Origin of the sequence: Streptomyces qaidamensis (assembly GCF_001611795.1) — a bacterium.
Classification (GTDB): Bacteria; Actinomycetota; Actinomycetes; order Streptomycetales; family Streptomycetaceae; genus Streptomyces; species Streptomyces qaidamensis.
Map to the genome: position 1 here is coordinate 7469320 of NZ_CP015098.1, position 26978 is coordinate 7496297.

The 26978-nt window shown below is 73.2% G+C and carries 6 protein-coding genes and 3 pseudogenes; 8 read left to right on the forward strand and 1 reads right to left on the reverse strand.

The window, feature by feature from the left end; translation table 11 throughout:
• Positions 1-10 precede the first annotated feature (10 nt).
• The 8 genes and pseudogenes from A4E84_RS32855 (at position 11) to A4E84_RS44860 (ending at position 25381) form a co-directional block, all read left to right on the forward strand.
• Positions 11-7987 (forward strand): non-ribosomal peptide synthetase, encoded by a 7977-nt coding sequence (locus A4E84_RS32855; protein WP_062930025.1) that lies wholly within the window; start codon positions 11-13, stop codon positions 7985-7987.
• Positions 7984-11175, forward strand: a complete 3192-nt coding sequence (locus A4E84_RS32860) for a non-ribosomal peptide synthetase (RefSeq protein WP_062930026.1) — start codon at positions 7984-7986, stop codon at positions 11173-11175. The genes A4E84_RS32855 and A4E84_RS32860 overlap by 4 nt, the downstream gene beginning before the upstream one ends.
• 58 nt (positions 11176-11233) lie before the next feature.
• Positions 11234-21802 carry a non-ribosomal peptide synthetase gene (locus tag A4E84_RS32865; protein WP_062930027.1) on the forward strand — a complete coding sequence of 3523 codons (10569 nt, stop codon included), beginning with the start codon at positions 11234-11236 and terminating at the stop codon, positions 21800-21802.
• Positions 21803-21896: 94 nt separating this feature from the next.
• Positions 21897-22951 (forward strand): annotated as a pseudogene (gene dpgA, locus A4E84_RS45860) (3,5-dihydroxyphenylacetyl-CoA synthase DpgA).
• A 22-nt stretch (positions 22952-22973) separates the two neighbouring features.
• Positions 22974-23636 carry an enoyl-CoA-hydratase DpgB gene (dpgB, locus tag A4E84_RS32875; RefSeq protein ID WP_062930028.1) on the forward strand — a complete coding sequence of 221 codons (663 nt, stop codon included), beginning with the start codon at positions 22974-22976 and terminating at the stop codon, positions 23634-23636.
• A 563-nt stretch (positions 23637-24199) separates the two neighbouring features.
• Positions 24200-24691: pseudogene (locus A4E84_RS44850) on the forward strand (protein kinase domain-containing protein); the annotation flags it as partial.
• A 95-nt stretch (positions 24692-24786) separates the two neighbouring features.
• Positions 24787-25203 (forward strand): phosphotransferase family protein, encoded by a 417-nt coding sequence (locus A4E84_RS44855; RefSeq protein ID WP_237305031.1) that lies wholly within the window; start codon positions 24787-24789, stop codon positions 25201-25203.
• Positions 25121-25381 (forward strand): hypothetical protein, encoded by a 261-nt coding sequence (locus A4E84_RS44860; RefSeq protein WP_237305174.1) that lies wholly within the window; start codon positions 25121-25123, stop codon positions 25379-25381. The genes A4E84_RS44855 and A4E84_RS44860 overlap by 83 nt, the downstream gene beginning before the upstream one ends.
• A gap of 478 nt (positions 25382-25859) precedes the next feature.
• Here A4E84_RS44860 and A4E84_RS44865 read toward each other — a convergent pair.
• A pseudogene (locus A4E84_RS44865) lies at positions 25860-26966 on the reverse strand (IS1380 family transposase); the annotation flags it as partial.
• Positions 26967-26978 lie beyond the last annotated feature (12 nt).

The window sequence follows — 26978 nt, forward strand, 5'->3', positions numbered from 1 at the left end:
GACTGGCGGGGTGTCAGACCCGAACACGTACCGGGCCGCGAGCGCCGCACACCAGGGCATCTGGCTGGCCCACCAACTGGACCCCGACAGCACGCTGTACAACTGCTGTGTCCGCCTGGCTCTCGAAGGCCACCTGGACATCCCGTCGCTGCGTGCGGCCGTGCGGCGCGCGCTCACGGAGGCGGAGAGCCTGCGGGCGCGCTTTGTCACGTACGGGGACGAACTGCGCCTGCGCATCGCCGACGTTCCCGAGGAGCCGCTGCCCGTCGTCGACCTGCGCGCGGAGCCCTCCGGCGCCGAAGCCGCCGCCCACGCCTGGACCGACGCCGACCTGGCCACCCCCATGGATCCCGGGCGCGACCCGCTGGCCGCGCACACCCTGCTCAGGCTGGCCGACGACCGGGCCTGGCTGCACCTGCGCTACCACCACATCGTCCTCGACGGCTACGGCCAGAACCTCTACCTGCGCCGCCTCGCGGACCTCTACAGTGCCCTGGCGGCGGGCCGTGACCCCGGCGCCGGGCCCTTCGCCCCGCTGGATCACCTTCTCGCCGAGGACGAGGAGTACCGTCTCTCCCCGCGCCACGCGCGCGACCGTGCGCACTGGCTGCGCGAGTTCGGCGGGGCACCCGCCCCCGTCACTCTCGCCGGACGCACCGCCGCGCCCTCGGCGGCCGTGCTGCGCAGCGCCGTACGACTGTCCGGGGAGCGGGTGAGCGGACTCCTCGACGCGGTGCCGGGCGCCGCGGGCCGCTGGTCGTTGCTCGTCGTCGCCGCGAACGCCGCGTATCTGCACCGGCTCGACGGTGCGCGCGAGGTGGTCGTCGGGCTGCCGCTGGCGGCACGCGTGGGGCGGGCGGCCGCGGCCACCCCGTCGATGGCGGTGAACGTGCTGCCGCTGCGCCTCGCCCTCGACGCCACGACGACGTTCGCCCAGCTCGTCGCCCAGACCCGCGGACGCGTCAGCGACGCGATCGGGCACCAGCGCTACAGGGGCGAGGAACTCCGCGCGCAACTGGGCCTGCTGGGCGTCTCGCACGACCTGTACGCGGTGTCCGTCAACACCGTCGCCTTCGAGGAGACACCGGCCTTCGCCGGCCTGCGCGTCACCCGCCACCAGGTCATGACGGGGCCGGTCAAGGACCTGTCGATCGTCGCCGTCGGCACACAGGACGGCAGCGGCGGCATCCTGATCGAATTCGAAGCCAACCCCGCCGTGTACGACGCTACGGAACTCGCCCGTCATCGCGAGCGCTTCACCGCGTACCTGGACGCCCTGGCACGCACCCCCGACGAGCCCCTGGCCCACGTCGACGTGCTCGTCGGGGAGGAGCGCCGACTGCTCCGCACATGGCGCGATCCCGGGCCGGACACACCTCCGCCGACGGAGAACCTCGCGCGGCTCTTCGAGCGCCGGGCCGCGCTCCACGCCGAGGACACGGCGCTCGTCGACTCGGAACGGACCCTCACCTACGGCGAGGTGAACGCGCGGGCGAACCGGCTCGCCCGGCTCCTCGTCGCGCGGGGCCTGCGGCCCGGCGATCTCGTGGGGGTGCTCATGGAGCGCTCGGCGCGGCTCGTGGTGGCGATCCTCGCGACGCTGAAGGCCGGTGCGGGCTACGTGCCGCTGCACCACGCCCACCCCGAGGAGCGGTCCCGGCAGATCCTCGACGACACAGCGGCGCGCCTGCTCCTCGTCGACGCCCTGGCGGCGGGGCACGGGGCGGCCCTTGCGGGAAACCTGCCCGTGATCGAGGCGGATCCGGACGACGAGAACGGCGGAACCGGCGAGACCGGCGAGTGCGACGGGGCCGGGGAGGGGGCCTCGGCCGACCTCGGTATCGACGTGCCGGGGGACGCCCTGGCGTACGTGATGTTCACCTCCGGGTCGACCGGCCGGCCCAAGGGCGTGGCGGTCACCCATGCGGGCGTGGCCGCCTTCGCGCTCGACCGGTGCTGGAGCGACGCCGTCGCCGAAAGCGTGATCTTCCACGCCAACCATGCCTTCGACGCCTCGACGTACGAACTCTGGGTGCCCCTGCTGCGCGGCGGACGCGTGGTTGTGGCGCCGGCAGGGCCACCCACCGCCGCGCACATCGGGCGGCTCATCGCCACCCACCGGGCCACCAACTTCCACGCGACCGCCGGTCTTTTCCGGGTGCTCGCCCAGGAGGCGCCCCACATCTTCGCCGGGCTGCGCGAGATCTCCACCGGCGGCGACATCGTCTCGGCGGACGCGGTCCGCGCCCTGCAGCGGGCCTGTCCGGACCTGGTGATCCGCTCCACCTACGGGCCGACGGAGACCACCGCCTTCGCCACTCACATCCCGTTCACCGCCACCGACCCGGTGCCCGACGCCGTGCCGATCGGCCGCCCCATGGACCACACCCGGGCCCACGTCCTGGACGCGCGGCTGCGCCCCGTCCCCATCGGCGTCCCGGGCGAGCTGTACCTGGCGGGCGCGGGTCTGGCCCGCGGCTACTGGCGGCGCCCCGGGCCGACCGCCGAACGGTTCGTGGCCGACCCCTTCGGCGGACCGGGCGAGCGCATGTACCGCACGGGAGACATGACCCGCTGGCGGGCGGACGGCACGCTCGAGTACCTGGAACGCGCCGACGACCAGGTCAAGGTGCGCGGCTTCCGCATCGAGCCCGGCGAGGTCGAGTCGGCGCTCAGACGCCATCCCGGGGTGGGCCAAGCGGTCGTCCTGGTAAGAGAGTTCGGCGTGCCGACGGCGGGATCCGGCCCGGCGCGGCGGCCGGAGGGGGTGGACAAGCGGCTCGTCGCGTACGTGGTGCCCTCGGCCACGGCCGGCTCCGGCGGCCCACCGCGCCCCGGGGAGCTGCGCGCCGCGCTGGCCCGGCAGCTGCCGGACTACATGGTGCCGGCGGCCGTCGTCGTCCTGGACGCCCTGCCGATCACGGCGAACGGCAAACTCGACCGCGCCGCCCTGCCCGTGCCCCGCTTCGGCACGCAGACGCCGGGGCGTGCGCCCCGCACCCCGCTGGAGGCGGTGCTGTGCGAGCTCTTCGCCGACGTCCTCGGTGTCGAGCGGGCAGGGATCGACGACAGCTTCTTCGACCTGGGCGGCCACTCGCTGACGGCCACGCGCCTCGCAGGGCGGGTGCGCTCGCGGCTCGGCCTGGAGCTCGAGATGCGGACCCTGTTCGACACGCCGACGGTCGCCGCGCTGTCCCAGGACCTGGCGGGGGCGAAACGGGTACGGCCGCCGCTGGAGCCCGCGTCCCCCGCGGCCCTGCGGGTTCCGCCACCGCTGTCGTACGCCCAGCGCCGCCTGTGGTTCATCGCGCAGTTGGAGGGCTCGAACGCGACCTACAACATGCCGCTGGCCCTTCGGCTCTCGGGGACGCTCGACCGGCCCGCCCTCGCCGGGGCGCTGGCCGACGTGTCGGACCGGCACCCACCCCTGCGCACCGTCTTTCCCCAGGGCCCCGACGGCCTGCCGCACCAGCGGGTCCTGGACGGCGGGGAGAGCGGGCCGCCGCTCAACGTGGTCGAGTCGGACCCCGCCGAGCTGCCTGGGCTGCTCGCCGCGCAGGCCGCACGCGGCTTCGACCTCACCCGCCAGGTGCCCCTGCGCGCCACGCTGTTCGCCGTCGCCCCCGGCGAGCACGTCCTGCTCCTGGTCGTCCACCACATCGCGGGTGACGCCTGGTCGGTGCCGCCGCTGCTGCGCGACCTGTCCGCGGCGTACGCGGCCCGCCGTGCGGGGAGCCGCGCCGACCTGCCGCCGCTGCCCGTGAGCTACTCGGACTACACCTTCTGGCAGCGGGAACTGCTCGGCGCACCGGACGACCCGGTCAGCCTGGCCGGATCGCAACTCGCCTACTGGCGGGCGGCGTTGGGGGGTCTGCCGCCGGAACTGGCCCTGCCCTACGACCGCCCGCGCCCGCAGGCCGCCTCCCACCGGTGCGGCTCCGTGCCGCTGGTCTTCGACGCGCGGCTGCACGACCGGATTGGGCGGCTGGCACGCGACGCCGGGGCCAGCGTGTTCATGGTCGTGCAGGCCGCCGTCGCCGCGCTCCTGACCCGGCTCGGCGGGGGCGAGGACATCCCCCTCGGGGTGCCCGTGGCCGGGCGCACGGAGGACGCCCTCGACGACCTGGTGGGCTTCTTCGTCAACACGCTGGTGCTGCGCACCGACACCTCGGGCGACCCGACCTTCCGCGAACTCCTCGCCAGAGTCCGGGAGTGCGACCTGTCGGCGTTCGGGCACCAGGACCTGCCCTTCGACCGGCTGGTCGAGGCGCTCAACCCGCCGCGGTCGCTGGCGCGGCACCCGCTGTTCCAGGTGATGCTCGCCTTCCGGAGCGTGGCCGACGCCGAGCTGGAACTGACCGGGCTGCGCGTGCGGCGCGAGCCGCTCCCGGCACCCGCCGTCAAGTTCGACCTCTCCTTCGAGCTCGCCGAACGCTTCGCCCCGGACGGCGCGGCCTCCGGAATCAGCGGCAGCGTCGAGTACGCCAGCGACCTGTTCGATGAGCGCACGGCGGCCGCCGTCGCGCGGCGCCTGGTGCGCCTCCTCGACGCGGTGACCACCGACGAGGGCCTTCCGCTCAGTGGCATCGACATCCTCGAACCCGCCGAGCGTACCCGCCTGCTGGCCGACTGGAACGACACCCGCGGCCCCCTCCCCGCAGGCACGGTGCCGGACCTCTTCGCCGCCCACACGGCCCGCACGCCGCGGGCCACCGCGCTCGTCTTCCGCGACACCGAGCTGTCGTACCAGGAACTCGACGCCCGCGTGGACCGACTGGCCGGCCGCCTCGCCCGGCTCGGAGCGGGCCCCGAGCGCGTCGTCGGAATCGCGCTGCCGAGGTCCACCGAGCTGATCGTCGCGCTCCTGGCGGTCCTCAGGACCGGCGCCGCCTTCCTGCCGCTGGACCCGCACCTTCCCCCGGACCGCGTCGCGTTCATGGTCGGGGACGCGGCCCCGATGTGCGTCGTGACACGCGAGCCCTTCGTCGCGGGACTGACGGACGCGGTGTGCCCGCTGCTCGTACCGGACGAACCCGGCCCCGAAGAAGCCGGGGTACCGGCCGGTCCCCGCGAGCCCGCCCCGGCGCCCCCCCCGCCCGGAGACCACCCCGCCTATGTGATCTACACATCCGGTTCGACGGGCCAGCCGAAGGGCGTCGTGGTGACCCGGAAAGGCCTCGCCAACCGGCTGGCCTGGGTGCAGCAGCGCTACCCCCTCACCCCCGGCGACCGAGTACTTCAGAAGACCCCCGTCGGCTTCGACGTGTCCGTCTGGGAGTTCTTCTGGCCCATGACGCAGGGCGCGACGCTGGTCGTCGCCGAACCTGAGGGCCACAAGGACCCGGACTACCTGGCCGACGTGATCCGCGAGCGCGGCGTGACCGTGACCCACTTCGTGCCGTCGATGCTCCAGGCCTACCTGCGGGCGCCGCGCGCTGCCGAACCCTCGCCACTGCGCCGGGTGTTCTGCAGCGGGGAGGCCCTGTCCCGGGAACTGGAGGCGGCCTTCTTCGCCACCGTCGACGCACCGTTGACGAACCTCTACGGGCCGACCGAGACCTCGGTGGACGTCACCGCCTGGGACTGCCGCCCCGCCGACGCGACGAACGCCGGACCCGTGCCGATCGGTGAGTCCGTCACCAACACCCGGCTCTACGTCCTGGACAACCGCCTCGGCCTGGTCCCGCCGGGCGTGGTGGGGGAGTTGTACGTGGCGGGCGTGCAGCTGGCACGCGGCTATGTGCGGCGGCCCGGGCTCACGGCGGAGCGCTTCGTCGCGGATCCGTTCGCGGCGACCTACGGGGTGTCCGGTGAGCGCATGTACCGCACCGGCGACCTGGCGCGCCGACGGCCCGACGGGCAAATGGAGTACGTCGGGCGCGTCGACGACCAGGTGAAGGTGCGCGGCTTCCGTATCGAGCCGGGCGAGGTCGAGGCCGCCCTGCTCCGCCACCCAGGGGTGGCGCGGGCCGCGGTCGTGGTCCGGGCGGACGGCCTGGGGGAGCCCCGACTCATCGGCTACGTGGTGCCCGCGGGCGCCGGCCGGACCGGCGGCGACGCGTGCGACCCGGTGGACGTGCGGCGTTCCCTGCGCGATGTGCTGCCCGACTACATGGTGCCGGCGGCCGTCGTCGTCCTGGACGCCCTGCCGGTGACGGCGAACGGCAAGCTCGACCGCGCCGCGCTGCCGGCACCCGGATTCACTGCCGCGCCCGGCGGCCGCGCTCCCCGCACGGCCCGCGAGCGGACGCTGTGCGCGCTGGTCGCGGAGGTGCTCGCGGTGGACTCGGTCACCGTCGACGACGGCTTCTTCGACCTCGGTGGCGACAGCATCCTCTCGATCGACCTGGTCGGCCGGGCACGCGCGGCCGGTATCAGACTCACGCCCGGTGACGTGTTCCGCTGCCCGACGGTCGCGGAACTCGCCGACGTGGCACGCGAGCTGACGACCGACAGCACGCCCACCGGGCCCGGCCCGGAGCCGGGGACGGGTGACCTGCTGCCGACGCCGGTCATGCACTGGCTCCGCGAGCGCGGTGGCACAGTCGACGGCTTCCACCAGTCGGTGCAGGTCTGGACCCCGCCGGAACTCGACGAGACGGGCCTCACCACGGCGCTGCGGGCCCTGCTCGACCACCATGACGCGCTGCGGATGCGTCTGGGCGGCGACGACACGCGGTGGCTCCCGCACATCCGCGAGGCGGGCACCGTCGACACGGCCCGCTGTCTGCGCAGGGTCGACGTGGCCGGGGCGGAGGACGTGGAACTGCGCGAGCGCGTCGCCGCGGAGGCCAAGGCCGCGGCGGGCCGCCTGAGGCCGCGCGAGGGGGTCGTACTGCAGGCCGTATGGTTCGACGCGGGCCGCCGGCGGCACGGTCAACTGTTCATGACCGCCCACCACTTGGCGGTCGACGCGGTGTCATGGCGCATCCTGCTCGCCGACCTCGCCGCCGCCTGGGAGGCCGTCGCCGGGGGACACCGGCTGGCACTCGCGCCCGTGCCCACCTCCCTGCGGAGCTGGTCCGCCGCCCTCGTGGCACACGCGCGGGCGCCGGAACGGCTGGCGGAGCTGCCCTTCTGGACCGCGCTCCTCAAGGAGGCCGAACCACCGCTGGGCGGGCGCCCGTTGGACCCGAGGACCGATCTGACCGAGACCGCTCGTTCCCACACGGTGACACTCCGGGCGGCGGACACGAAACCGCTGCTGGACCGGGTGACCGCCGCCTTCCGCACCGACGTGCCCACCGTGCTGCTCACCGGCCTCGCCGTCGCCCTCACCGCGTGGCACCGGGACGGCGGCCGGGCCCGGGGCGGGAGCGTGCTGATCGACGTGGAGGGGCACGGCCGCGAGGCGTCGCTCGTGCCGGGCGCCGATGTGTCCCGCACGGTGGGCTGGTTCACGACCCTGCACCCCGTACGCCTGGACGCGGGCCTCGACGACGAAACCGACCTGGCCGACATCCGGGCCGGGGGCCCCGCACTGGGTGCCGCGCTCAAACGGGTCAAGGAACAACTGCGTGCGGTGCCGGACAACGGCGTCGGCCACGGCCTGCTGCGCCATCTGAACAGTGAAACGGCGCCGGCGCTCGCCGCGCTCGCCCGTCCGCAGATCCTCTTCAACCACCTGGGCAGACTCACCGTCGCCGACTCCCTCGCCCCCACCCCCTGGCGCCCCGTCGCCGCCCCGCCAGGACCGCCGCACGGCACACCGGGCCCGGCCCTGTCCCACGTACTGGAGATCACGACGCTCGTCGAGGACCACGGGACGGGACCGCGCCTGCGCGCCACCCTCTCCTGGCCCGGCGGCCTGCTCGCCGAGCCGGAGGTGGCCGGACTGGCCCGGCTGTGGCTGGAGGCTCTGCGGGGCCTCGCCCGTCACGCGGAGCGGCCGGGTGCGGGCGGCCGGTCCCCGTCCGACCTCGGCCTGGTCTCCCTCAGCCAGGAGCAGATCGAGCAGCTCGAACACACCTGGAGGACAGCGCGGTGAGCGCGGACATCGAAGACATCCTGCCGCTGACACCGCTGCAGGAAGGGCTGCTGTACCACGCCCAGCACGGCACAGCGGGCCCCGCGGGCACGGTGGACGGCTACGGCGTGCAGCTGACCCTGCGGCTGGCGGGCACCGTGGATCACGGCCTGCTGCGCGCCGCCTGCCGGGCCCTGCTGCGCCGGCACGCGAACCTGCGCGCGGGCTTCCTGCACCAGGAACTCGACCGGCCCGTCCAGGTCGTCGCCTCCGACGTGGACACCCCGTGGCAGGAGCGGGACCTGCGGGAGACGGGCCGGGACACGGACGCGCCGCGGGCACGTGAGGCGGCCGCGGACCGGCTGCTCGCCGAGGAGCGCGACCGCGGCTTCGACCTGAGCCGTCCGCCTCTGCTGCGCTTCACCCTCCTGCAACTCGCCGACGAGGAACACCTGTTCACCCTCACGTACCACCACATCCTTCTCGACGGCTGGTCAGTTCCCGTCCTCGTACGGGAACTGCTCACCCTCTACGCGCACCGCGGTGACCCGGCGCAGTTGCCGAAGCTCCGCCCCTACCGCGACTACCTCGTCTGGCTCACCGAACGGGATCAGGACGCCACGCGGGCGGCCTGGGCCCCGGTACTCGCCGGACTCGAAGGGCCCACGTGCCTGTCGACGGCGGCCCGAGCCGGGCAGGACCGGCCGGTGGCTCGCGCCGACCGGCCCGCGCAGGCGCCCGCGCACCTCACCACGGACCTCTCCGAGCGGCTCACCCGGGAACTGCGCGCATGCGCCGCCGCGCACGGAATCACCCTGAGCACCCTGGTCCAGGGCGCCTGGGGGGTTCTCCTGCACAAGCTGACCGGGCGGGACGACGTGGTGTTCGGCAGCGTCGTGGCGGTGCGGCCGCCGGAACTCCCCGGCGTCGCGGACATGGTGGGGCTGCTCATCAACACCGTGCCTGTGCGCGTGCGGACCGCACCCGGCGACAGCCTGGCCGCCGTCTGCGCGCGACTTCACGCCCAGCAGGCACAGCTGATAGACCATCAGCACATCGGGCTCGCCGAACTCCAGCGTCTCACGGGCACCGGCGAGCTGTTCGACACGGTCGTCGTCCACGAGAGCTACCCGGTCGACCTCGCGCCCGCGGACCCGGACGTCCCGGGTCCGCGCATCACGGGCACGCGGGACCGAGGAGGCACGCACTACCCGCTGGCCCTGATCACGCACCCCGGCGACCGGCTGAGGCTGCGCCTGGAGCACCGCACGGACCTCATCGACGCCGTGACGGCGAGCGGCCTCCTCGACCGCCTGGTCCGGATCCTGCGGACGGCGGCGACGGACCCGGGTCGCCTCGTGGCCCGAACGGACGTCCTCACCGAGGAAGAACGCGGACGCGCCCTCACCGACTGGGGCCGGGGCGCGCCCCCGGTCCGCGCCGGGTGGCAGCCCGCCCCCACGCTGCCCGGACTCTTCGCCGTCCAGGCGGCCAGGACCCCCGAACGGGTGGCCGTCGAGGAGGGGAGCACCCGCCTCACCTACCGGGAACTGGACGCGCGCGCCGCAGCGCTGGCCCGCGAGCTCCTCGCGTGCGGCGCGGGCCCGGAGCGCCGGGTGGCCGTCGCGATGGACCGCTCGGCGGACCTCGTGGTGGCGCTCCTCGCCGTGGTGCGGACCGGCGCCTGCTATGTGCCGCTCGACCCGCGCTGGCCCGAGCGACGGCGACGTTTCGTCCTGGCCGACACCGGCGCGAGCGTCCTGCTCACCGAGGCGCGGTCACCGCGCGCCCTCGGCCCTGCCAGCGCACGCCGCCACGCCACGGTCGCCCACCCGGACGCCCTCGCGTACGTGATCTACACCTCGGGCTCGACCGGAGTGCCCAAGGGCGTCGCCGTCACGCACCGGGACGTGATCGCCCTCGCGGCCGACACCAGGCTGAGCTCCGGCGCGCACCAGCGGGTCCTGCTGCACTCCTCCCACGCCTTCGACGCGTCCACCTACGAGATGTGGGTGCCGCTCCTCAACGGCGGCCGGATCGTCGTGGCACCGCCGGGTCCGCTGACCGCGGCCCGCGTCGAGGAGTTGGTCGCCGGGCACGTCCTGACGGGCATGTTCCTGACGATCGGACTGCTGCGGGTCCTCGCCGAGGAGGCGGCGGGCTGTTTCGCGGGGCTTCGGGAGGTGTGGACGGGCGGCGAGCGGGTGCCGCCCGAGCCACTGCGCGCCGTCCTGGGCGCGTGCCCGGGCACCACCGTCGTCGCCGTGTACGGGCCGACCGAGACGACGACCTTCGCCACCTGCCGGACGTTCGCCCCTGGTGACCATGTCCAGGACGCGGTGCCGATCGGCCGCCCGCTGGACGGCACACGCGTCTACGTCCTGGACGGCTCCCTCGGCCTCGTGCCGCCCGGCACGGTGGGGGAGGTGTACCTGGCGGGCGCGGGCGTCGCGCGCGGCTACGCCCAGCGCCCCGGCCTGAGCGCCGAGCGTTTCGTGGCGGACCCGTTCGCGGCGACGTATGGGTTGTCCGGTGAGCGCATGTACCGCACCGGCGACCTGGCCCGCTGGACGCCCGACGGGCAGCTGGAGTTCGCGGGGCGCGCCGACGACCAGGTGAAGGTGCGCGGCTTCCGCATCGAGCCGGGCGAGGTCGAGGCGGCACTCGGCGAGCAGGAACGCATCGGGCACGCGGCGGTCGTGGCCCGCGAGGACCGGCCCGGCGACCGGCGACTCGTTGCGTACGTGGTGCCGGCCCGCGGAGTCGCACCCGCCGAGATCGACCCCGCGCAGGTGACCGAGGCGGCGGCCGAACGCCTCCCGGGCCATCTGGTGCCCTCGGCCGTCGTCGTCCTCGACGCCCTGCCGCTGACGGCCAACGGCAAGCTCGACAACGCGGCCCTCCCGGCCCCCGGGCGGACCACGGCGGCCGGCGGCCGCGCGCCGCGCTCGGAGCGTGAGCGCGCCCTGTGCGCCCTGTTCGCCGAGGTGCTCGCGCTGCCCGAGGTCACCATCGACGACAGCTTCTTCGCGCTCGGCGGCGACAGCCTGACCAGCCTGCGCCTGGCGGGCCGGGTCCGTTCCGTCCTGGGCGTGGACCTGGACCTCCCGCTCCTGTTCCGGCACCCGACGGTGGCAGCCCTGGAGCCGCGGCTGAAACAGCCCGCCGCGGCCGCGACGCAGCGTCCCGCTCTGCGAAGGATGCGCTGACCGCGCGGACACAGCACGTGGCGCCGTACCCCGCACCCGCCCCAGAGGAGAACCCTGAGTGATCCCCCTATCGTTCGCACAGCGGAGTCTGTGGCTCACCGGGCAGCTGGAGGGCCGCTCGGCCTCGTACAACATCCCGCTCGCCCTGCGCCTGAGCGGGGTACTGGACCGGGCGGCTCTGGCGGCGGCGCTGCGGGACCTGGTCGAGCGGCACGAGAGTCTGCGGACGGTGGTCGGGCGGCACGAAGGCGAGCCCTGCCAGCTGATCCTCGACGCCGACGACGTGGGCGAGCTCCTGACGGACGCGACACCGACCACCACGGGCGCCCGTGGCGAGACCGAACCCGCCGTGCTCCTGGACGAGTTCGCCACGTACGAGTTCGATCTCACGAAACAGGCACCGCTCCGGGCCTGGCTGTGCGAAACCGGCCCCGACGAGCATCTCCTCGCCCTGGTGGTGCACCACATCGCGGCCGACGGCTGGTCGATGGGCGTTCTCCTGCGCGACCTCGGCCAGGCCTACGCGGCACGACGCGAGGGGCGGGCCCCCGACTGGGAGGCGCTGCCCGTGCAGTACGCGGACTACACCCTGTGGCAGCGCCAACTGCTCGGCGACGAGGGCGACTCGCACAGTCTCGCCGCACGTCAGCTGGCCTTCTGGCGGGACCGGCTGGCGGGCCTTCCGGAAGAACTGGCCCTGCCCACGGACCGGGCCCGGCCACCGGTCGCGAGCCGGCGGGGCGGCACGGTCCCGCTGGAACTCGGCCCGGAGCTGCACGGCCGCCTCACCCGGCTCGCCCACGAGCTGGGCGCGAGCCTGTTCATGGTGGTGCGTGCCGGGCTGGTGGCCCTGCTGTCCCGGCTCGGCGCGGGCGACGACATCGCCATCGGCACACCGGTGGCGGGCCGCACCGACGACGCCCTGAGCGATCTGGTGGGTTGCTTCGTCAACACCCTCGTGCTGCGCACCGACGCCGGCGGCGATCCGACGTTCACGGACCTCGTGGAGCGTGTACGGGACGCGGATCTGGCGGCGCTCGCACACCAGGACCTCCCGTTCGAGCGGCTCGTGGAGTCCCTGAACCCGACGCGCTCGCCGGCTCACCACCCGCTGTTCCAGGTGATGCTCGCCTTCCAGAAGTTCACCGACGCCGCCCCCCGACTCCCCGGCCTGCAGGTCGATGTGCTGCCGCTCGGCACTCCCGCCGCTCACTTCGACCTCTCCTTCGACCTCACCGAGCGGCACGACGCCGACGGCCGGGCGGCCGGCATCACCGGCACCCTCGGCCATGCCACCGACCTGTACACCGAGGACACCGCCCGTCGCATCGCCGAGCGTCTCGTCCGCCTCCTGACCGCCGCCGCCGGCGACCCGCGGCGGCCGGTCACCGCCCTGGACCTCCTCGCCCCGGCCGAGCGCGCACTCCTCCTGGCGGAAGGCGACGGCACCCACGGCCCGGCCGCCCGGCCGGACACGGTGACACGGCTGATCGCGGCGCGCGTGGCGCGGCACCCCGACGCGACGGCGCTCGTCTTCGGGGACACCGAACTCACCTACCGCGGCCTCGACACCCTCTCCGACCGTCTCGCCCAGCGCCTGTGCGCCCGGGGCGCGGGCCCCGAACGCCTGGTCGCGGTGGCCATGGACCGCTCCGCCGACCTCGTCGTGACGCTCCTCGCGGTCCTCAAGACCGGTGCGGGATACGTCCCGCTCGAACGCGACACACCCCCGGCACGGACCCGTCTCGTCCTCGACGACACGCGCCCGGTCCTCCTGCTCACTGACGGCACCGCCGAACTCTTACCGGACATCGGCATCCCGGTCCTCGACGTCACCGCGGGCCACGACGCGACGACCCTCCACGACGAGGGCAATACGCACCGGACGCCACCGCCCGCCCTCATCCATCCCGACAGCACTCTGTACGTGATGTACACGTCCGGGTCGACGGGCCGTCCGAAGGGCGTCGTGACCCCGCATGCGGCCGTGGCGGCGTTCGCGGCCCACCGGCCGTGGCTGCGCGACGGCGCCCAGGACGGAGTGCTCTTCCATGCCAACCACGCCTTCGACGCGTCGACCTACGAAGTGTGGGCCACGCTCGTCCACGGCGGCCGCGTGGTGATCGCCCCGCCGGGCCCCCTGAACGGCGCGGCCGTGGCGGAGCACATTGCCCGGCACGGTCTGACCCGCCTCCATGCGACCGCCGGCCTCTTCCGTGTCTGGGCGGAGGAGGAACCGCAGGTCTTCACGGGGCTGCGCGAGGTGACGACCGGCGGTGACGTCGTTTCCGCGGCCGGGGTCCGCGGGGTGCTGCGCGCCTGCCCGGACACCGTGATCACGGCGGCGTACGGCCCGACGGAGACGACGGCCTTCAGTACGCTCAGCACCTTCACCGGGGACCCGGACCGCGTTCCGAACACGGTGCCGATCGGTCGCCCGATGGACGGTATGCGCACCTGCGTCCTCGACCACCGCCTGGCACTCGTGCCGCCCGGCGCGGTGGGGGAGCTGTACCTGGCGGGCACCGGCCTCGCGCGCGGCTACGCCAACCTCCCCGGCCTGAGCGCCGAGCGCTTCGTCGCGGACCCGTTCGCGGCGGCGTACGGCCTGTCCGGCGCGCGCATGTACCGCACGGGCGACCTGGCCCGCCGACTGCCCGACGGACAACTGGAGTTCGCGGGCCGCGTCGACGACCAGGTGAAGGTGCGCGGCTTCCGCGTCGAGCTGGGCGAGGTCGAGGCCGCGTTGCTCGGCCATCCGGACGTGGCGCGCACGGTCGCGGCGGTCAAGGAGGACGGCTCCGGCGACAAGCAACTGATCGGGTACGTCGTTCCGGAACGCGGCGGTCGTCGGGGCCCGGCCCACGACGGTCACCCGCGGCCCGTGGACACCGGGGCGATCCTCCGCCACGCCCGGACCGTGCTCCCCGGCCACGCGGTGCCGTCAGGGATCGTGCTCCTTGGGACGCTGCCCCTCACCGCCAACGGCAAGCTGGACCGCGCGGCCCTGCCGCACCCCGGACCCGCAGCCGCGGCCCCTGGCGGCCGTGCCCCCCGCTCCCCGCGCGAACACACCCTGTGCGCGCTGTTCGCCGAGCTCCTCGGCCTGCCCGAGGTGACGATCGACGACAACTTCTTCGCCCTGGGCGGACATTCGCTGCTCGCGACCCGTCTGGTGAGCCGGGTGCGGGCCGAGCTCGGAGTCGAGCTGGGCATGGCGGAGCTGTACGCGGCGCAGACGGTTGCGGCGCTGGCCCGCGAACTCCCCGAGACCGGTGGCAGGCCGCGACCGCCGGTACGCGCCGTGCGGCACCGCCCCGACCGGCTTCCGTTGTCGTACGCGCAGCGACGGCTGTGGTTCCTCGGCCGGCTGGAGGGCCCGTCGGCGACGTACAACATCCCGATGGTGGTCCGGCTGGGCGGTGTAGTGGACACGGCTGCCCTCGTGGCGGCGTTGCGGGATGTGGTCGAGCGGCATGAGAGCCTGCGGACTGTGTTCCCGCCGGCCCCGGGAGGAGTGCCGTATCAGCGGGTGCTCGACATGGCCGAGGTGGACGAGCTGCTCACGGTGGCGCGGGTGGCCCCGGCGGAGCTGGGCCTGGAGTCGGCTGCCCGGGCGGACCACCTCTTCGACCTGAGCTCCGAAGTGCCCCTGAGGGCCTGGCTCTTCGAGGTGGCGCAGGACGAGAGCGTGCTGCTGCTCGTGGTGCATCACATCGCGGCCGATGGGTGGTCGATGGGGCCGCTGGCGCGTGATCTGGGGCGGGCGTATGGGGCGCGGTGTGAGGGGCGGGTGGTGGGGTGGGAGCGGTTGGCGGTGCAGTACGCGGATTACGCGTTGTGGCAGCGGGAGTTGCTGGGGGAGGTGGGTGATCCGGAGAGTGTGAGTGCGAGGCAACTGGCTTTTTGGCAGCGGGAGTTGGAGGGGTTGCCGGAGGAGTTGGTGTTGCCGGTGGACCGGTCGCGGTCTGGGGTGTCGAGTGGTCGGGGTGGGGTGGTGCCGTTGGTGGTGCCGGCTGGGACGCATGGGCGGTTGGTGGGGCTGGCGCGGGGTTCGGGCGCGAGTGTGTTCATGGTGTTGCAGGCGGGGGTGGTGGCGTTGTTGTCCCGGTTGGGGGCGGGGGAGGACATCGCGCTGGGTACGGCGGTGGCGGGGCGGTCGGATGAGGGTCTGGAGGATCTGGTCGGGTTCTTCGTGAACACGTTGGTGTTGCGTGCGGATGTGTCGGGGGATCCGGGTTTTCGTGAGCTGGTGGGGCGGGTGCGGTCGGTGGATCTGGCGGCTTTCGCGCATCAGGATCTGCCGTTTGAGCAGTTGGTGGAGGCGCTCAATCCTGTCCGGTCACCGGCCCGCCACCCCCTGTTCCAGGTCATGCTCGGCTTCCAGCACGCGGACGGGCAGGCGGGGCTGAGCCTCGCCGGAGTGACCGCCGAGTCCGTCGGCGTCCGGCCCGGCACCGCGAAGTTCGACCTCTCCTTCGACTTCACCGAACGGTTCACGGCTGACGGCGCCCCGGCCGGTGTCGAGGGCGGCATCACGTACGCCGCCGATCTGTTCGACCACACCACCGTCGAAGCCATGGCGCGGCGACTCACCCGCCTCCTCGCCGCTGCCGCCGCCGACCCCGACCGGCGGCTCGGTGCCCTGCCCGTCCTGGACCCGCACGAGCGCATCCGCCTGCTCACCGCCGGGGACGGCGCCCGCCAGGAACTCCCGCACAGGAACGTCGCGGATCTCTTCGAGGCCCGGGCCCGCCGCATCCCGGAGAGGACGGCCGTCGTCGACGCGGACGGAACCGAGCTGTCGTACGCCGAACTCGACGCCCGCGCCGACCGCCTCGCCCGGCGCCTGGTCGCGGCGGGTGCGGGGCCCGAGCAGCCGGTGGCGGTGCTCGTGGAGCGCTCGGCGCGCCTGATCGTCGCACTGCTCGCGGTGGTCAAGGCAGGGGGCGTCTATGTGCCGCTGGACGGCCGGTGGCCGGGCTCGCGGATCGACTTCATCCTCCGGGACACGGGAGCGACGGTCCTCCTCACGGACGGCACTTCGGACGCCGGTCCCGGTGCCGACGGCCCTCTCGTACGCGTCCACATGCACGAGGACCCTCAGGGGGCGGGTGGGATCGCGCCGGCCTCCCTCGGGGACATGCCGGGCGGGCGCGGCGCCGGGCCCGACGGTCTGATGTACGTGATGTACACCTCCGGCTCGACGGGGCGGCCCAAGGGGGCCGCCGTCACCCACCGGGGTGTCATGGGCCTGGCCGGGGACCGGCGGTTCGGCGCCGGCGCGCACCGGCGTGTGCTGTTCCACTCGGCGCACGTCTTCGACGCGTCGACGTACGAGATCTGGGTGCCCCTGCTCGGCGGCGGAACGGTCGTGGTGGCCGGGCCGGGCGAGCTGAGTCCCGCGGGAGTCGAGCGGGCCGTCCGCGGGCGAGGCGTCACCGCGCTGTTCCTCACGATCGGTCTCTTCCGGGTCCTCGCCGAGGAGGCGCCGGAGTGCTTCGCCGGACTCCAGGAGGTGTGGACCGGCGGCGAACCGGTGCCCTCGGTGGTCCTCGCACGGGTACTGCGAGCCTGCCCCGCCACCACCGTGATCGACGTCTACGGCCCGACGGAGGCGACGACCTTCGCCACCTGCGGCGCAGTCGCCGAGACGGACCTCACCGCCGCGTCGCCGCCGATCGGACGGCCCATGGACGGAACACGGGCGTACGTGCTCGACGCGGGCCTCGGCCTCGTCCCGCCGGGCGTCACCGGAGAGCTGTACGTGGCGGGCACCGGTCTGGCGCGCGGGTACGCGCACCGTGCCGGGCTCACGGCGGAACGATTCGTGGCCGACCCGTACGCGGCGGAGCACGGAGCGCCCGGTGAGCGCATGTACCGCACCGGCGACCTGGCGCGCTGGGCGCCCGACGGGCGGCTCGAGTTCGTCGGGCGCGTCGACGACCAGGTGAAGGTGCGCGGCTTCCGCATCGAGCCCGTCGAGGTCGAGGCGGCGCTCCTGGCCCATCCGCACATCGCGCAGGCGGCGGCAGTCGTCCGTGAGGACCGCCCTGGCGACCGGCGGCTCGTCGGATACGTGGTGCCGGCCGTGGGCGTGGCACGCGAGGCCGTCGACGACCTGGACCCCGCGGCACTGACCGGCGGGCACCTGCCCGAGTACATGGTGCCGGCGGCCGTGGTGGCCGTGGACGCCCTGCCGCTGACCGTGACCGGCAAGCTCGACCAACGGGCCCTGCCGGCGCCGAGGGTGCGGCACGCGAGGGCGGGCAGACCGCCGCGGACGCCGCGCGAGGAGGTGCTCTGCGGGATCTTCGCCGATGTCCTCGGCGTGCCGTCGGTCACCGTCGACGACGACTTCTTCGCCCTGGGCGGGCATTCGCTGCTCGCGACCCGTCTGGTGAGCCGGGTGCGGGCCGAGCTCGGAGTCGAGCCACGCATTCACGATCTCTTCGACCACCCCACGGTCGCGGCGCTCGCCGGGCGGCTCCCGGCCGGTGGCCCGGCGTGGCCGACGCTCGGCGCGCAGGCTCGGCCGCACCGGCTTCCGTTGTCGTACGCGCAGCGACGGCTGTGGTTCCTCGGCCGGCTGGAGGGCCCGTCGGCGACGTACAACATCCCGATGGTGGTCCGGCTGGGCGGTGTAGTGGACACGGCTGCCCTCGTGGCGGCGTTGCGGGATGTGGTCGAGCGGCATGAGAGCCTGCGGACTGTGTTCCCGCCGGCCCCGGGAGGAGTGCCGTATCAGCGGGTGCTCGACATGGCCGAGGTGGACGAGCTGCTCACGGTGGCGCGGGTGGCCCCGGCGGAGCTGGGCCTGGAGTCGGCTGCCCGGGCGGACCACCTCTTCGACCTGAGCTCCGAAGTGCCCCTGAGGGCCTGGCTCTTCGAGGTGGCGCAGGACGAGAGCGTGCTGCTGCTCGTGGTGCATCACATCGCGGCCGATGGGTGGTCGATGGGGCCGCTGGCGCGTGATCTGGGGCGGGCGTATGGGGCGCGGTGTGAGGGGCGGGTGGTGGGGTGGGAGCGGTTGGCGGTGCAGTACGCGGATTACGCGTTGTGGCAGCGGGAGTTGCTGGGGGAGGTGGGTGATCCGGAGAGTGTGAGTGCGAGGCAACTGGCTTTTTGGCAGCGGGAGTTGGAGGGGTTGCCGGAGGAGTTGGTGTTGCCGGTGGACCGGTCGCGGTCTGGGGTGTCGAGTGGTCGGGGTGGGGTGGTGCCGTTGGTGGTGCCGGCTGGGACGCATGGGCGGTTGGTGGGGCTGGCGCGGGGTTCGGGCGCGAGTGTGTTCATGGTGTTGCAGGCGGGGGTGGTGGCGTTGTTGTCCCGGTTGGGGGCGGGGGAGGACATCGCGCTGGGTACGGCGGTGGCGGGGCGGTCGGATGAGGGTCTGGAGGATCTGGTCGGGTTCTTCGTGAACACGTTGGTGTTGCGTGCGGATGTGTCGGGGGATCCGGGTTTTCGTGAGCTGGTGGGGCGGGTGCGGTCGGTGGATCTGGCGGCTTTCGCGCATCAGGATCTGCCGTTTGAGCAGTTGGTGGAGGCGCTCAATCCTGTCCGGTCACCGGCCCGCCACCCCCTGTTCCAGGTCATGCTCACCCTGCAGAACACCGCCCGTGACGCCCTCGAACTGCCCGGTCTGCGGGTCGAGCCGGTGGCGCCCGGGGCGAGCGCCGCGAAGTTCGACCTCTCCTTCGACTTCACCGAACGGTTCACGGCTGACGGCGCCCCGGCCGGTGTCGAGGGCGGCATCACGTACGCCGCCGATCTGTTCGACCACATCACCGTCGAAGCCGTCGCACACCGCCTCACCCGGCTGTTCGACGCCGTCAGCCGCGATCCGGACCTGCGGGTGGCCGACGTGGACCTGCTCTCCGCGGACGAACGCGCACGGCTGACGTCCGACGGGGACGGCGGGCCCCTCGGGGCGCCGGCGGCCGACCGGCGCGTCGCGGAGCTGTTCGAGGAGCAGGTGGCCCGGACCCCAGGGGCCACCGCCGTCATCGATGAGCACATCACCTCGACCTACGCGCAGCTCAACGCCGAGGCCAACCGGCTCGCGCACCGCCTCATCGCCCACGGGACGGGGCCCGAGGACGTCGTGGCGGTGGTCATGGAGCGCTCGGCGGAACTCCTCGTGTCGCTGCTCGGAGTGCTCAAGGCGGGCGCCGCGTTTCTGCCCGTGGAGCCCGGTCTGCCCGCCGAACGCGCCGCGTTCATGTTCGCCGACGCCCGCCCCGGCTGTGTGGTGACCCGTCCGTCGGCAGCCGCAGCCGTCCCGGAGACCGGGCTGCCGTGCCTCGTCCTGGACGACCTGCCGCGCGGCGCGGACCAGGACCCGGGCGACACGGACGCGGACCCGGCCCGTGACCCGGGCGACCCCACCGACGTGGAGCGCGTGCGACCGCTGCGCCCTGCCCACCCGGCGTACGTGATCTACACATCCGGCTCGACCGGCCGCCCCAAGGGCGTGATGGTCCCGCAACGGGGCATCGCCAACCGCCTGCGCTGGATGAGGGAGCGGGCCCCGCTGAGCGGCGCCGACCGCGCCTTGGTGAAGACACCGGCGAGCTTCGACGCGTTCGTGCCGGAGTTCCTCGGGCCGCTGATCGACGGGGCCGCGCTCGTGGTGGCGCGGCCGGAAGGGCATCGCGACCCGGAGTACCTGGCCCGGCTGACGCGCGACCGCGCGGTGACGACGGCGACCTTCGTGCCGTCGATGCTCCAGGCCTTCCTGGAGACGCGCGAGGCCGCCGAGTGCACCGCGCTGCGCCGGGTCCTGAGCGGCGGTGAACCCCTCACACGCCGGACCGTCACCGCATTCACCGACACGCTCGACGCGACCCTGACCAACTGTTACGGGCCCGCGGAGGCGAGCGTGGACGTGGTGGTGGGGGACTGCCGCGGAACGTCCCACCCGGAGCCGGGCGGTGTGCCCATCGGGACCCCCGTGCCGCACACCCGGGTGTACGTCCTCGACCGGCGCCTGGGTCTCGTACCGCCCGGCGTGGTGGGCGAGCTGTACGTGGCGGGCGCGCAGCTGGCGCGCGGCTATGTGCGGCGGCCCGGCCTGACGGCGGAGCGCTTCGTGGCGGACCCGTTCGCGGCGACGTACGGACACCCCGGTGAACGCATGTACTGCACCGGTGACCTGGCACGCCGGCTGCCCGACGGGCGGCTGGAGTTCGCGGGCCGCGTGGACGACCAGGTGAAGGTGCGCGGCTTCCGTATCGAGCCGGGCGAGGTCGAGGCGGCCCTGCTCGGCCACCCGGACGTGGCGCACGCGGCGGTCGTCGTCCGTGAGGACACCCCGGGCGACGCCCGGCTCGTGGGCTACGTCGTGCCCGCGCCCGGCGCGCGGTGCGAGGCAGCCGAGCTCAGGGACCGGGTACGGGCCACCCTCCCGGAGCACATGGTGCCCGGCGCCGTCGTCACCCTCGGCGAACTGCCCCGCACGGACGGCGGGAAGCTCGACCGCCGCCGCCTGCCCGCTCCCGGCCACGCCGCGTCACCGACGGGCCGCGGCCCGCGCACCACACGTGAGCAGGCGCTGTGCGGCCTCTTCGCCGAGATCCTCGGCCTGCCGAGCGTCACGATCGACGACAGCTTCTTCGACCTCGGCGGACACTCCCTGCTCGCCGCGCGGCTCGTCGGCCGCCTGCGCTCCGTCCTCGGCGCCGAGGCGGGCGTGCGGACCCTCTTCGAGGCACCCACGGTCGAAGCGCTGGCCCGGCGCCTTGCGGGCTCGCCCCCGGCACGGGACGCCCTCGACGTGCTGCTGCCGCTGCGCGAACCGGAGCCCGGCACGCAGGCGGCGGGCGAGGCACCGCTGTTCTGTGTGCACCCCGGCGCCGGGCTCAGCTGGTGCTACGCGGGGCTGCTGCGGCACCTCGCGCCCGACGTGCCCGTCTACGGGCTGCAGGCCCGACTGCTGTCGGAGGGCGGCGGGGCCCCGGCCTCGCTCGCGGCGATGGCGGGCGACTACGTCCGGCGCGTCCGCGACGTACAGAAGTCGGGACCGTACCGGCTGCTCGGCTGGTCCATGGGCGGTACGCTCGCCCACGCCATGGCGACCCGGCTCCAGGCGGAGGGCGAGGAGGTGGAGCTGCTCGCGCTGCTCGACGCCAGGCTCCCGGACGGCGCACCGGGGCCGACGGAACCCGGCCCGGCGGACGACATCCCGGCGGCACTGCGCGAGGGGCTGCGCGAACTCGGCCATGCCGTCGACGCGGAGACACCCGAGGTCGCGGCCGCGGCCCGCGGCATCGCCGAAGCGGCCCGCTTCCTCATCCGCAGCGACCCGGAGTTCGCCGGGATGCAGGAGGACACCGCCCGCGCGATGGTCGAGCTGACACTGGCCGGAAAGCGGCTCGCACGCGAGCACCGGCCCGACGTGTTCCACGGCGACGTCCTCTTCTTCGAGCCCCTCGCCGACCTCGCCCTGAACCCCGCTCCGACACCGGCGCGGGATTTCGCCCCCTACGTGGACGGGCGGATGACGACGTACGGAATCGACTGCGCCCACCAGGAGATGACGCAGCCCGGACCGCTGCGCGACATCGCGGCGAGAATCTCGCATCACCTGGGCGGCAGTGGCACCCCCCCGGAAGACGGAGCCGCCGAGTGAAGGGACGGAAGAACAAGGTGCTGTCCGACACGGTGGGTGCGCGGTGACGACCGCCGAAGCACCCACGGGACTCCTGGCCCGAACCCGGCCCCGCATACTCGAACTGGCCACCGCCGCACCACCCCTGTCCTACACCCAGTCCGAGGTACTCGACCTCTACGGCATCTCGGGCCCCCGGGTCCGGTCGCTCTTCACCAACAGCGCGATAGAACGGCGCCACCTGACCTGCCGCCGATCGACCCGGACACCGGCAGGCCACGACCGGAGAGCCAGGGCGAACTCCTCGCCAAACACCGGGAAACCGGCATCGTCATGGGCTCGGCGGCCCTGCAGAGCTGTCTGAAGAAGCTCGGCGCGTCCGTCGGCGACGTCGGCTGCTTGATGTGCGTGACCAGCACGGGACTGCTCACACCGGGATTCTCCGCGCGGATCATCCGCGAGCTGGCGCTGCCGAGGACCTGCGCGCGCGGACATCGTCGGCATGGGCTGCAACGCGGGGCTCAACGCGCTGACCGCCGTGGCCGGCTGGGCCGCGACCCACCCCGGGCAGCTCGCCATCATGCTCTGCGTCGAGGCGTGCCCGGCCGCGTACGTCTTCGACGACACGATGCGCAGCGCCGTGGTCAACAGCCTGTTCGGCGACGACGGTGCGGCCGCCTCGCGGTGCGCGCCGACGACGACACCCACCCGTCCGGGCACGCCGGCGGCGGTGCGCAGATCCTGAAATTCGCCGGACTGCTCATCACCGAGGCCCTGGAGGCGATGCGCTACGACTGGGACGAAGACCAGGGGAAGTTCAGCTTCTTCCTCGACCGTGATGTCCCGTACGTCGTCGGAGCCCACGCCGAGCAGGCCGTCGACACGCTGCTCGCCGGCACGGGAGTGCGGCGCACGGACATCGCGCACTGGGTCGTGCACTCCGGCGGAAAGAAGGTCATCGACTCCGTCATGGTGAACCTCGGCCTGACGCGACACGATCTGCGGCACACCGTGAGCGTGCTGCGCGACCACGGAAATCTCTCCAGCGGTTCCTTCCTCTTCTCCTATCGGCGGCTCCTGGACGGGGGCGTGGTGCGCCCCGGCGACCTCGGCGTCCTGATGAGCATGGGGCCCGGCTCGACCATCCAAACCGCGCTGGTGCGGTGGTGACACGGATGGATGTGAACAGACGATGACGACACTGCGCATACGGCTCGATTCCACGCAGGGCATGGCGCCACCGACCAGGACGATCACCGCGTTCCGTGAGCGGGCGGAGGACGAGCGGGCCGCGGCGGCGGTGATCGAACTCGGCCCCGGCCACACGGACTGGCCGGGCTCCGTCGACGTCCACACGGTGAACAAGTGGGAGCGCGCCCTGCGGCAGTGGGAACGCCTGGACGCCGTCACCCTCGTGACCGCCTCCGGGGCGTGCGGCGGGCCCGCGTTCGACCTGCTCATGACCGCGGACATCCGGATCGCCGCCCCCGACCTGCGGATCGCCCTGCCCACCGCGGCCGGGGACTTCTGGCCCGGCATGGCCGTCCACCGGCTCACCCACCGCGTCGGTGTCTCCTTCGCCCGCAGGCTCACACTGTGCATGTCGGGCACCGGAGTGCTGGAGTCCTGCCAGGCGCTCGATCTGGGCATCGTCGACGAGATCACCGACGCGCTCGACGACCGCGTGGCCAAGGCCCTGGCAGGCAGTCCCTCCGGCGTCGCGGCCCGGCTGCTGCGCGGCCTGATCCTCGACGCCCCCTGCACCTCCTCCGAGGATGCGCTCGGCACCCATCTCGGCGCCTGTGATCGGGCGTTGCGCGCCGCCGGAGCCCCAAGGACGGGAGGCGAGCGGTGACCGCCGCCCTGACCGCGGCCTGGCAGGGGCCCCGCACCCTGGTGGTGCGCGCCGAGGAAGTCCTGGCCGATGTGCCGCGCAAGGCCGATCGCACTCCCGAACAGCGGGCGCGCGTGAACGCGGCGACGGACGACGCGCGACGCGCGCGCACCGCGTTCCTGGCCGAGCACGGGCAGGCCGTGTACGACGCGCTGATCGGGAACAGCACCCCCCTACCTCGGCTGGACGAACTCCTCGACGCCGCCGCGTTGTTGGACGGCCTGGTGCCCACCCGCGAGCAGATGGCCGCCGAGGCCGGGCTCGCGCAGGCCGACAAGGAAGGGCGGGAGATCGACCAGGCCGTCTTCTTCTCCGGCGTGCTGCGGCAGGAGCGGGCCGGCCTCCACCTGATGGAGTCGCTGCTGCGGCCCACGGACCGGGCCCTGGCACTGCTGCCGGAGTTCACCGGGCGCGGCAGTGTCGATCTCGGCCGGTTGCACGTCGAGCGCGTCGGCGAGGCGGCCCACCTGACGGTCACCAATCCGGGCGCCCTCAACGCCGAGGACAACGACCTGATCGCCGCCATGGACGTCGGTGTCGACCTGGCGCTCCTCGACATCGCACGGATACGGCGAGAGATCGAGGTATCCCACCTCCTGGGCCAGCAGACCCACTACATGCCCATCCTCGACTCCAGCCCACAAGACGGGTGGCTCGTCATGCCGATGGCACAGGCGACCGCGGAGGGTCGGCACGACGACCTCAGGGATCCTGCATCGTTACGCGGTCTGGTCGAGGCGCTAATGGACGTGCTGGAAATCGCTCACACTCACGACTGGCTTCACCGCGACGTCAAGCCCTCCAATATCCTGCTGCTGGACGGTCAATGGACTCTCGCCGGCTGGGGGATCGTCAGGCGGCCGAGGGGCGAGACTACGAAGGCTGGACGTACTCGCTTCGAGATTGGCACTGAGGGCTTCGCGGCACCTGAACTCTTCGTCGCGGCGCACGAGGCCACACCCTCCGCAGATATCTACGGGATTGGGCGTGTCATTGCGTGGGCATTGACAGGCAAATATCCGCAGACGAACGTGCAGCTCCTGCCTGACCCAGGACCGTGGAGGAACATCACTCGGGTCGCTACGCACGCCGATCCGAAGCGGAGGCCGCAGTGCGTCGAGGAAGCAGCACCATCTCCCTCAGCGCCGGCCTGCGGGCAAAACTGCACGCCCTGCCGAAACCAGACCTACCCCTTGGCGAGCTGGACCCGTTCGTCCGATTGGCTGAGCGCATTGACGCAGCGAGCGCGATTCCTGGCGATGACCGACAGTGGCTGCACGGCCGGCTCAAGGACCTCAAGGACCAGTGGGGTTCGAGGCCGAAGGGCCTGCCGGAGGGTGTAGTTCACGGGGATGCATGGGTCGGCAACGTGGCGCGCACGGAGGCCGGCCCGATGTTGCTCGACTTCGAGCGCGCTTCGTTCGGCCCCCCCGGAGTGGGATCTCGTGTCGACCGCAGTGAAGCTCACCACGACCGGCGCGGTGTCTGCGGAGGAGTACGCCGCGTTCTGCGAGACTTACGGCGCTGACGTCACGGAGTGGGAAGGGTATGAACTTCTGGCTGGCGCGCGAGAGCTGCGGATGACGACGTACGCCGCGCAGCATGCCGCCACACGCCCGGAGTGGCGGCGCGAGGCGCAATACCGCATCGACTGCCTGCGCGGCCGGGCAGGGGCACCACCGTGGCGATGGAAGGCAATCAGGTAGCCCGCGGACAGGCCGACAACCAGATACTCAGGCAGGGGCGGTATGGGTGTTCGGCATGCGGGGACATCAGCTGGGCCGGGCGGTCAGCACTGGGCGATCGAGCGACCAGGCAGTCTGGACACAGCCAGGCGTCCTCTTCCTGCCTAGGGGAGTAGCACTGCTCGCAGCTTCCGCGCTCCTCCAGGGCGTTGCATCCGGTGCCGCCAGCGAAGCACACCGTCTGCCGCTGCATGGGGCGGAGACCACGGTAGCGAGGTGGATCAGGACCTCGGTCTCGTAGCAGTCGGGGCACAGGGCGACATGGATGCCTGGTCTGCACTCGGCAGCCGTGACTTCGGCGCTCAGCCAGGTGCGGTGGCAGATCCGGCAGGACAGCGGCCCAGGAACGGAGCCGAGGATCACGGCCCGCTAGGCGTACCACGGACACTGCGCGGTGACATCGCGGGCGCTTCCCCAGCTAGCCTCGCCGTTTCGGTTGGTGTGATGAGACGCGGCTGATCGTCAGCTGTCCGATGAGCGAGGCGGAGGGAGTGTCGGTGAGGAACACCTGATGGCGTCGGCCCTTGTTCTGGTCGAACAGGGACAGCTGGGCTCCGGAGTGCGGCCGCTCCCGGCGCACGATGACGCGGGTGCCGTTGGGGTAGCCGTCCAGATCGATCAGGCCTGTCAGCTCGGCGACCTCGGCGCCCTCACCCAGCGTTCCGTCCTGGTCCAGGGCGGGATGCCAGAGGCGGTCGGGCATGGCCCGGATGGCGCGTCGGACCGTTCCGGTGATGGCGTATCCGACCGAGAAGCAGGTACGGATTCCTCGTTTCCGCAGGTCGCGGACGTGCGCGAGGAAGGCTTTCGCGGATCCGGCGCTGTCGGTGCGGACGAGGATGTCGGTGCCGTGCCGGTGGGCGTCAGGGATCTGCGCGAGCGCCTGGTCGAGCACCGTGATGTGATCGGCGGCGGTGTTGGCGCCGGCGTTCCCGGGCCGCAGCCGGCCGGCCAGCGCCTCGCCGGTGTTGGCCAGGAAACACAGCAGCGGGTGAAAGCCGAAGCCGCCCTTATAGGTGGGTGCGGCCTGCGCTTTCTCGGAGTGGCAGGTGACCAGCGTGGCATCAAGGTCCAGGACCAGACCGGGCAGCATGCGCCGCAGCCCGGGCTGCGGGGATGCCCTCACCGTGATCGGCGGCCTGCATCCAGGCGACTTCCCGGGCCTGGGCACGGGCAGAAGCCAGCGAGGCGGCGGCCGTCTCGTCGACATCGGCGAGCAGCCGCCAGGCCGTCGGTGTCGAGGCGACAGGCCCGAAGACTGCCGCCTGGTCCCGCAGTACGGCAAGGTCTGCGATGGCCTCGCCGCCGTCGGCGAGCATCACCGCCAGGTCGGTGGCGATCCGGCCCGGGTCATGTCCGGTCCCGCGCGGCCGAAGCGGCCTGAGCGCGGCGGAGTACGCGGCGGTCAGCCCGGTGGCATCGGCGAGATCCGCCAGCAACCGTGCCCCGGCATGCCCGACCACCCCCGAACCATCGGCACTGACCTAACCTTGGGACGCAACCCGATAGCCTGCACGTAGAAAGTGCCCTCCGCCTGGACCGACAGAACCCCTCAGCA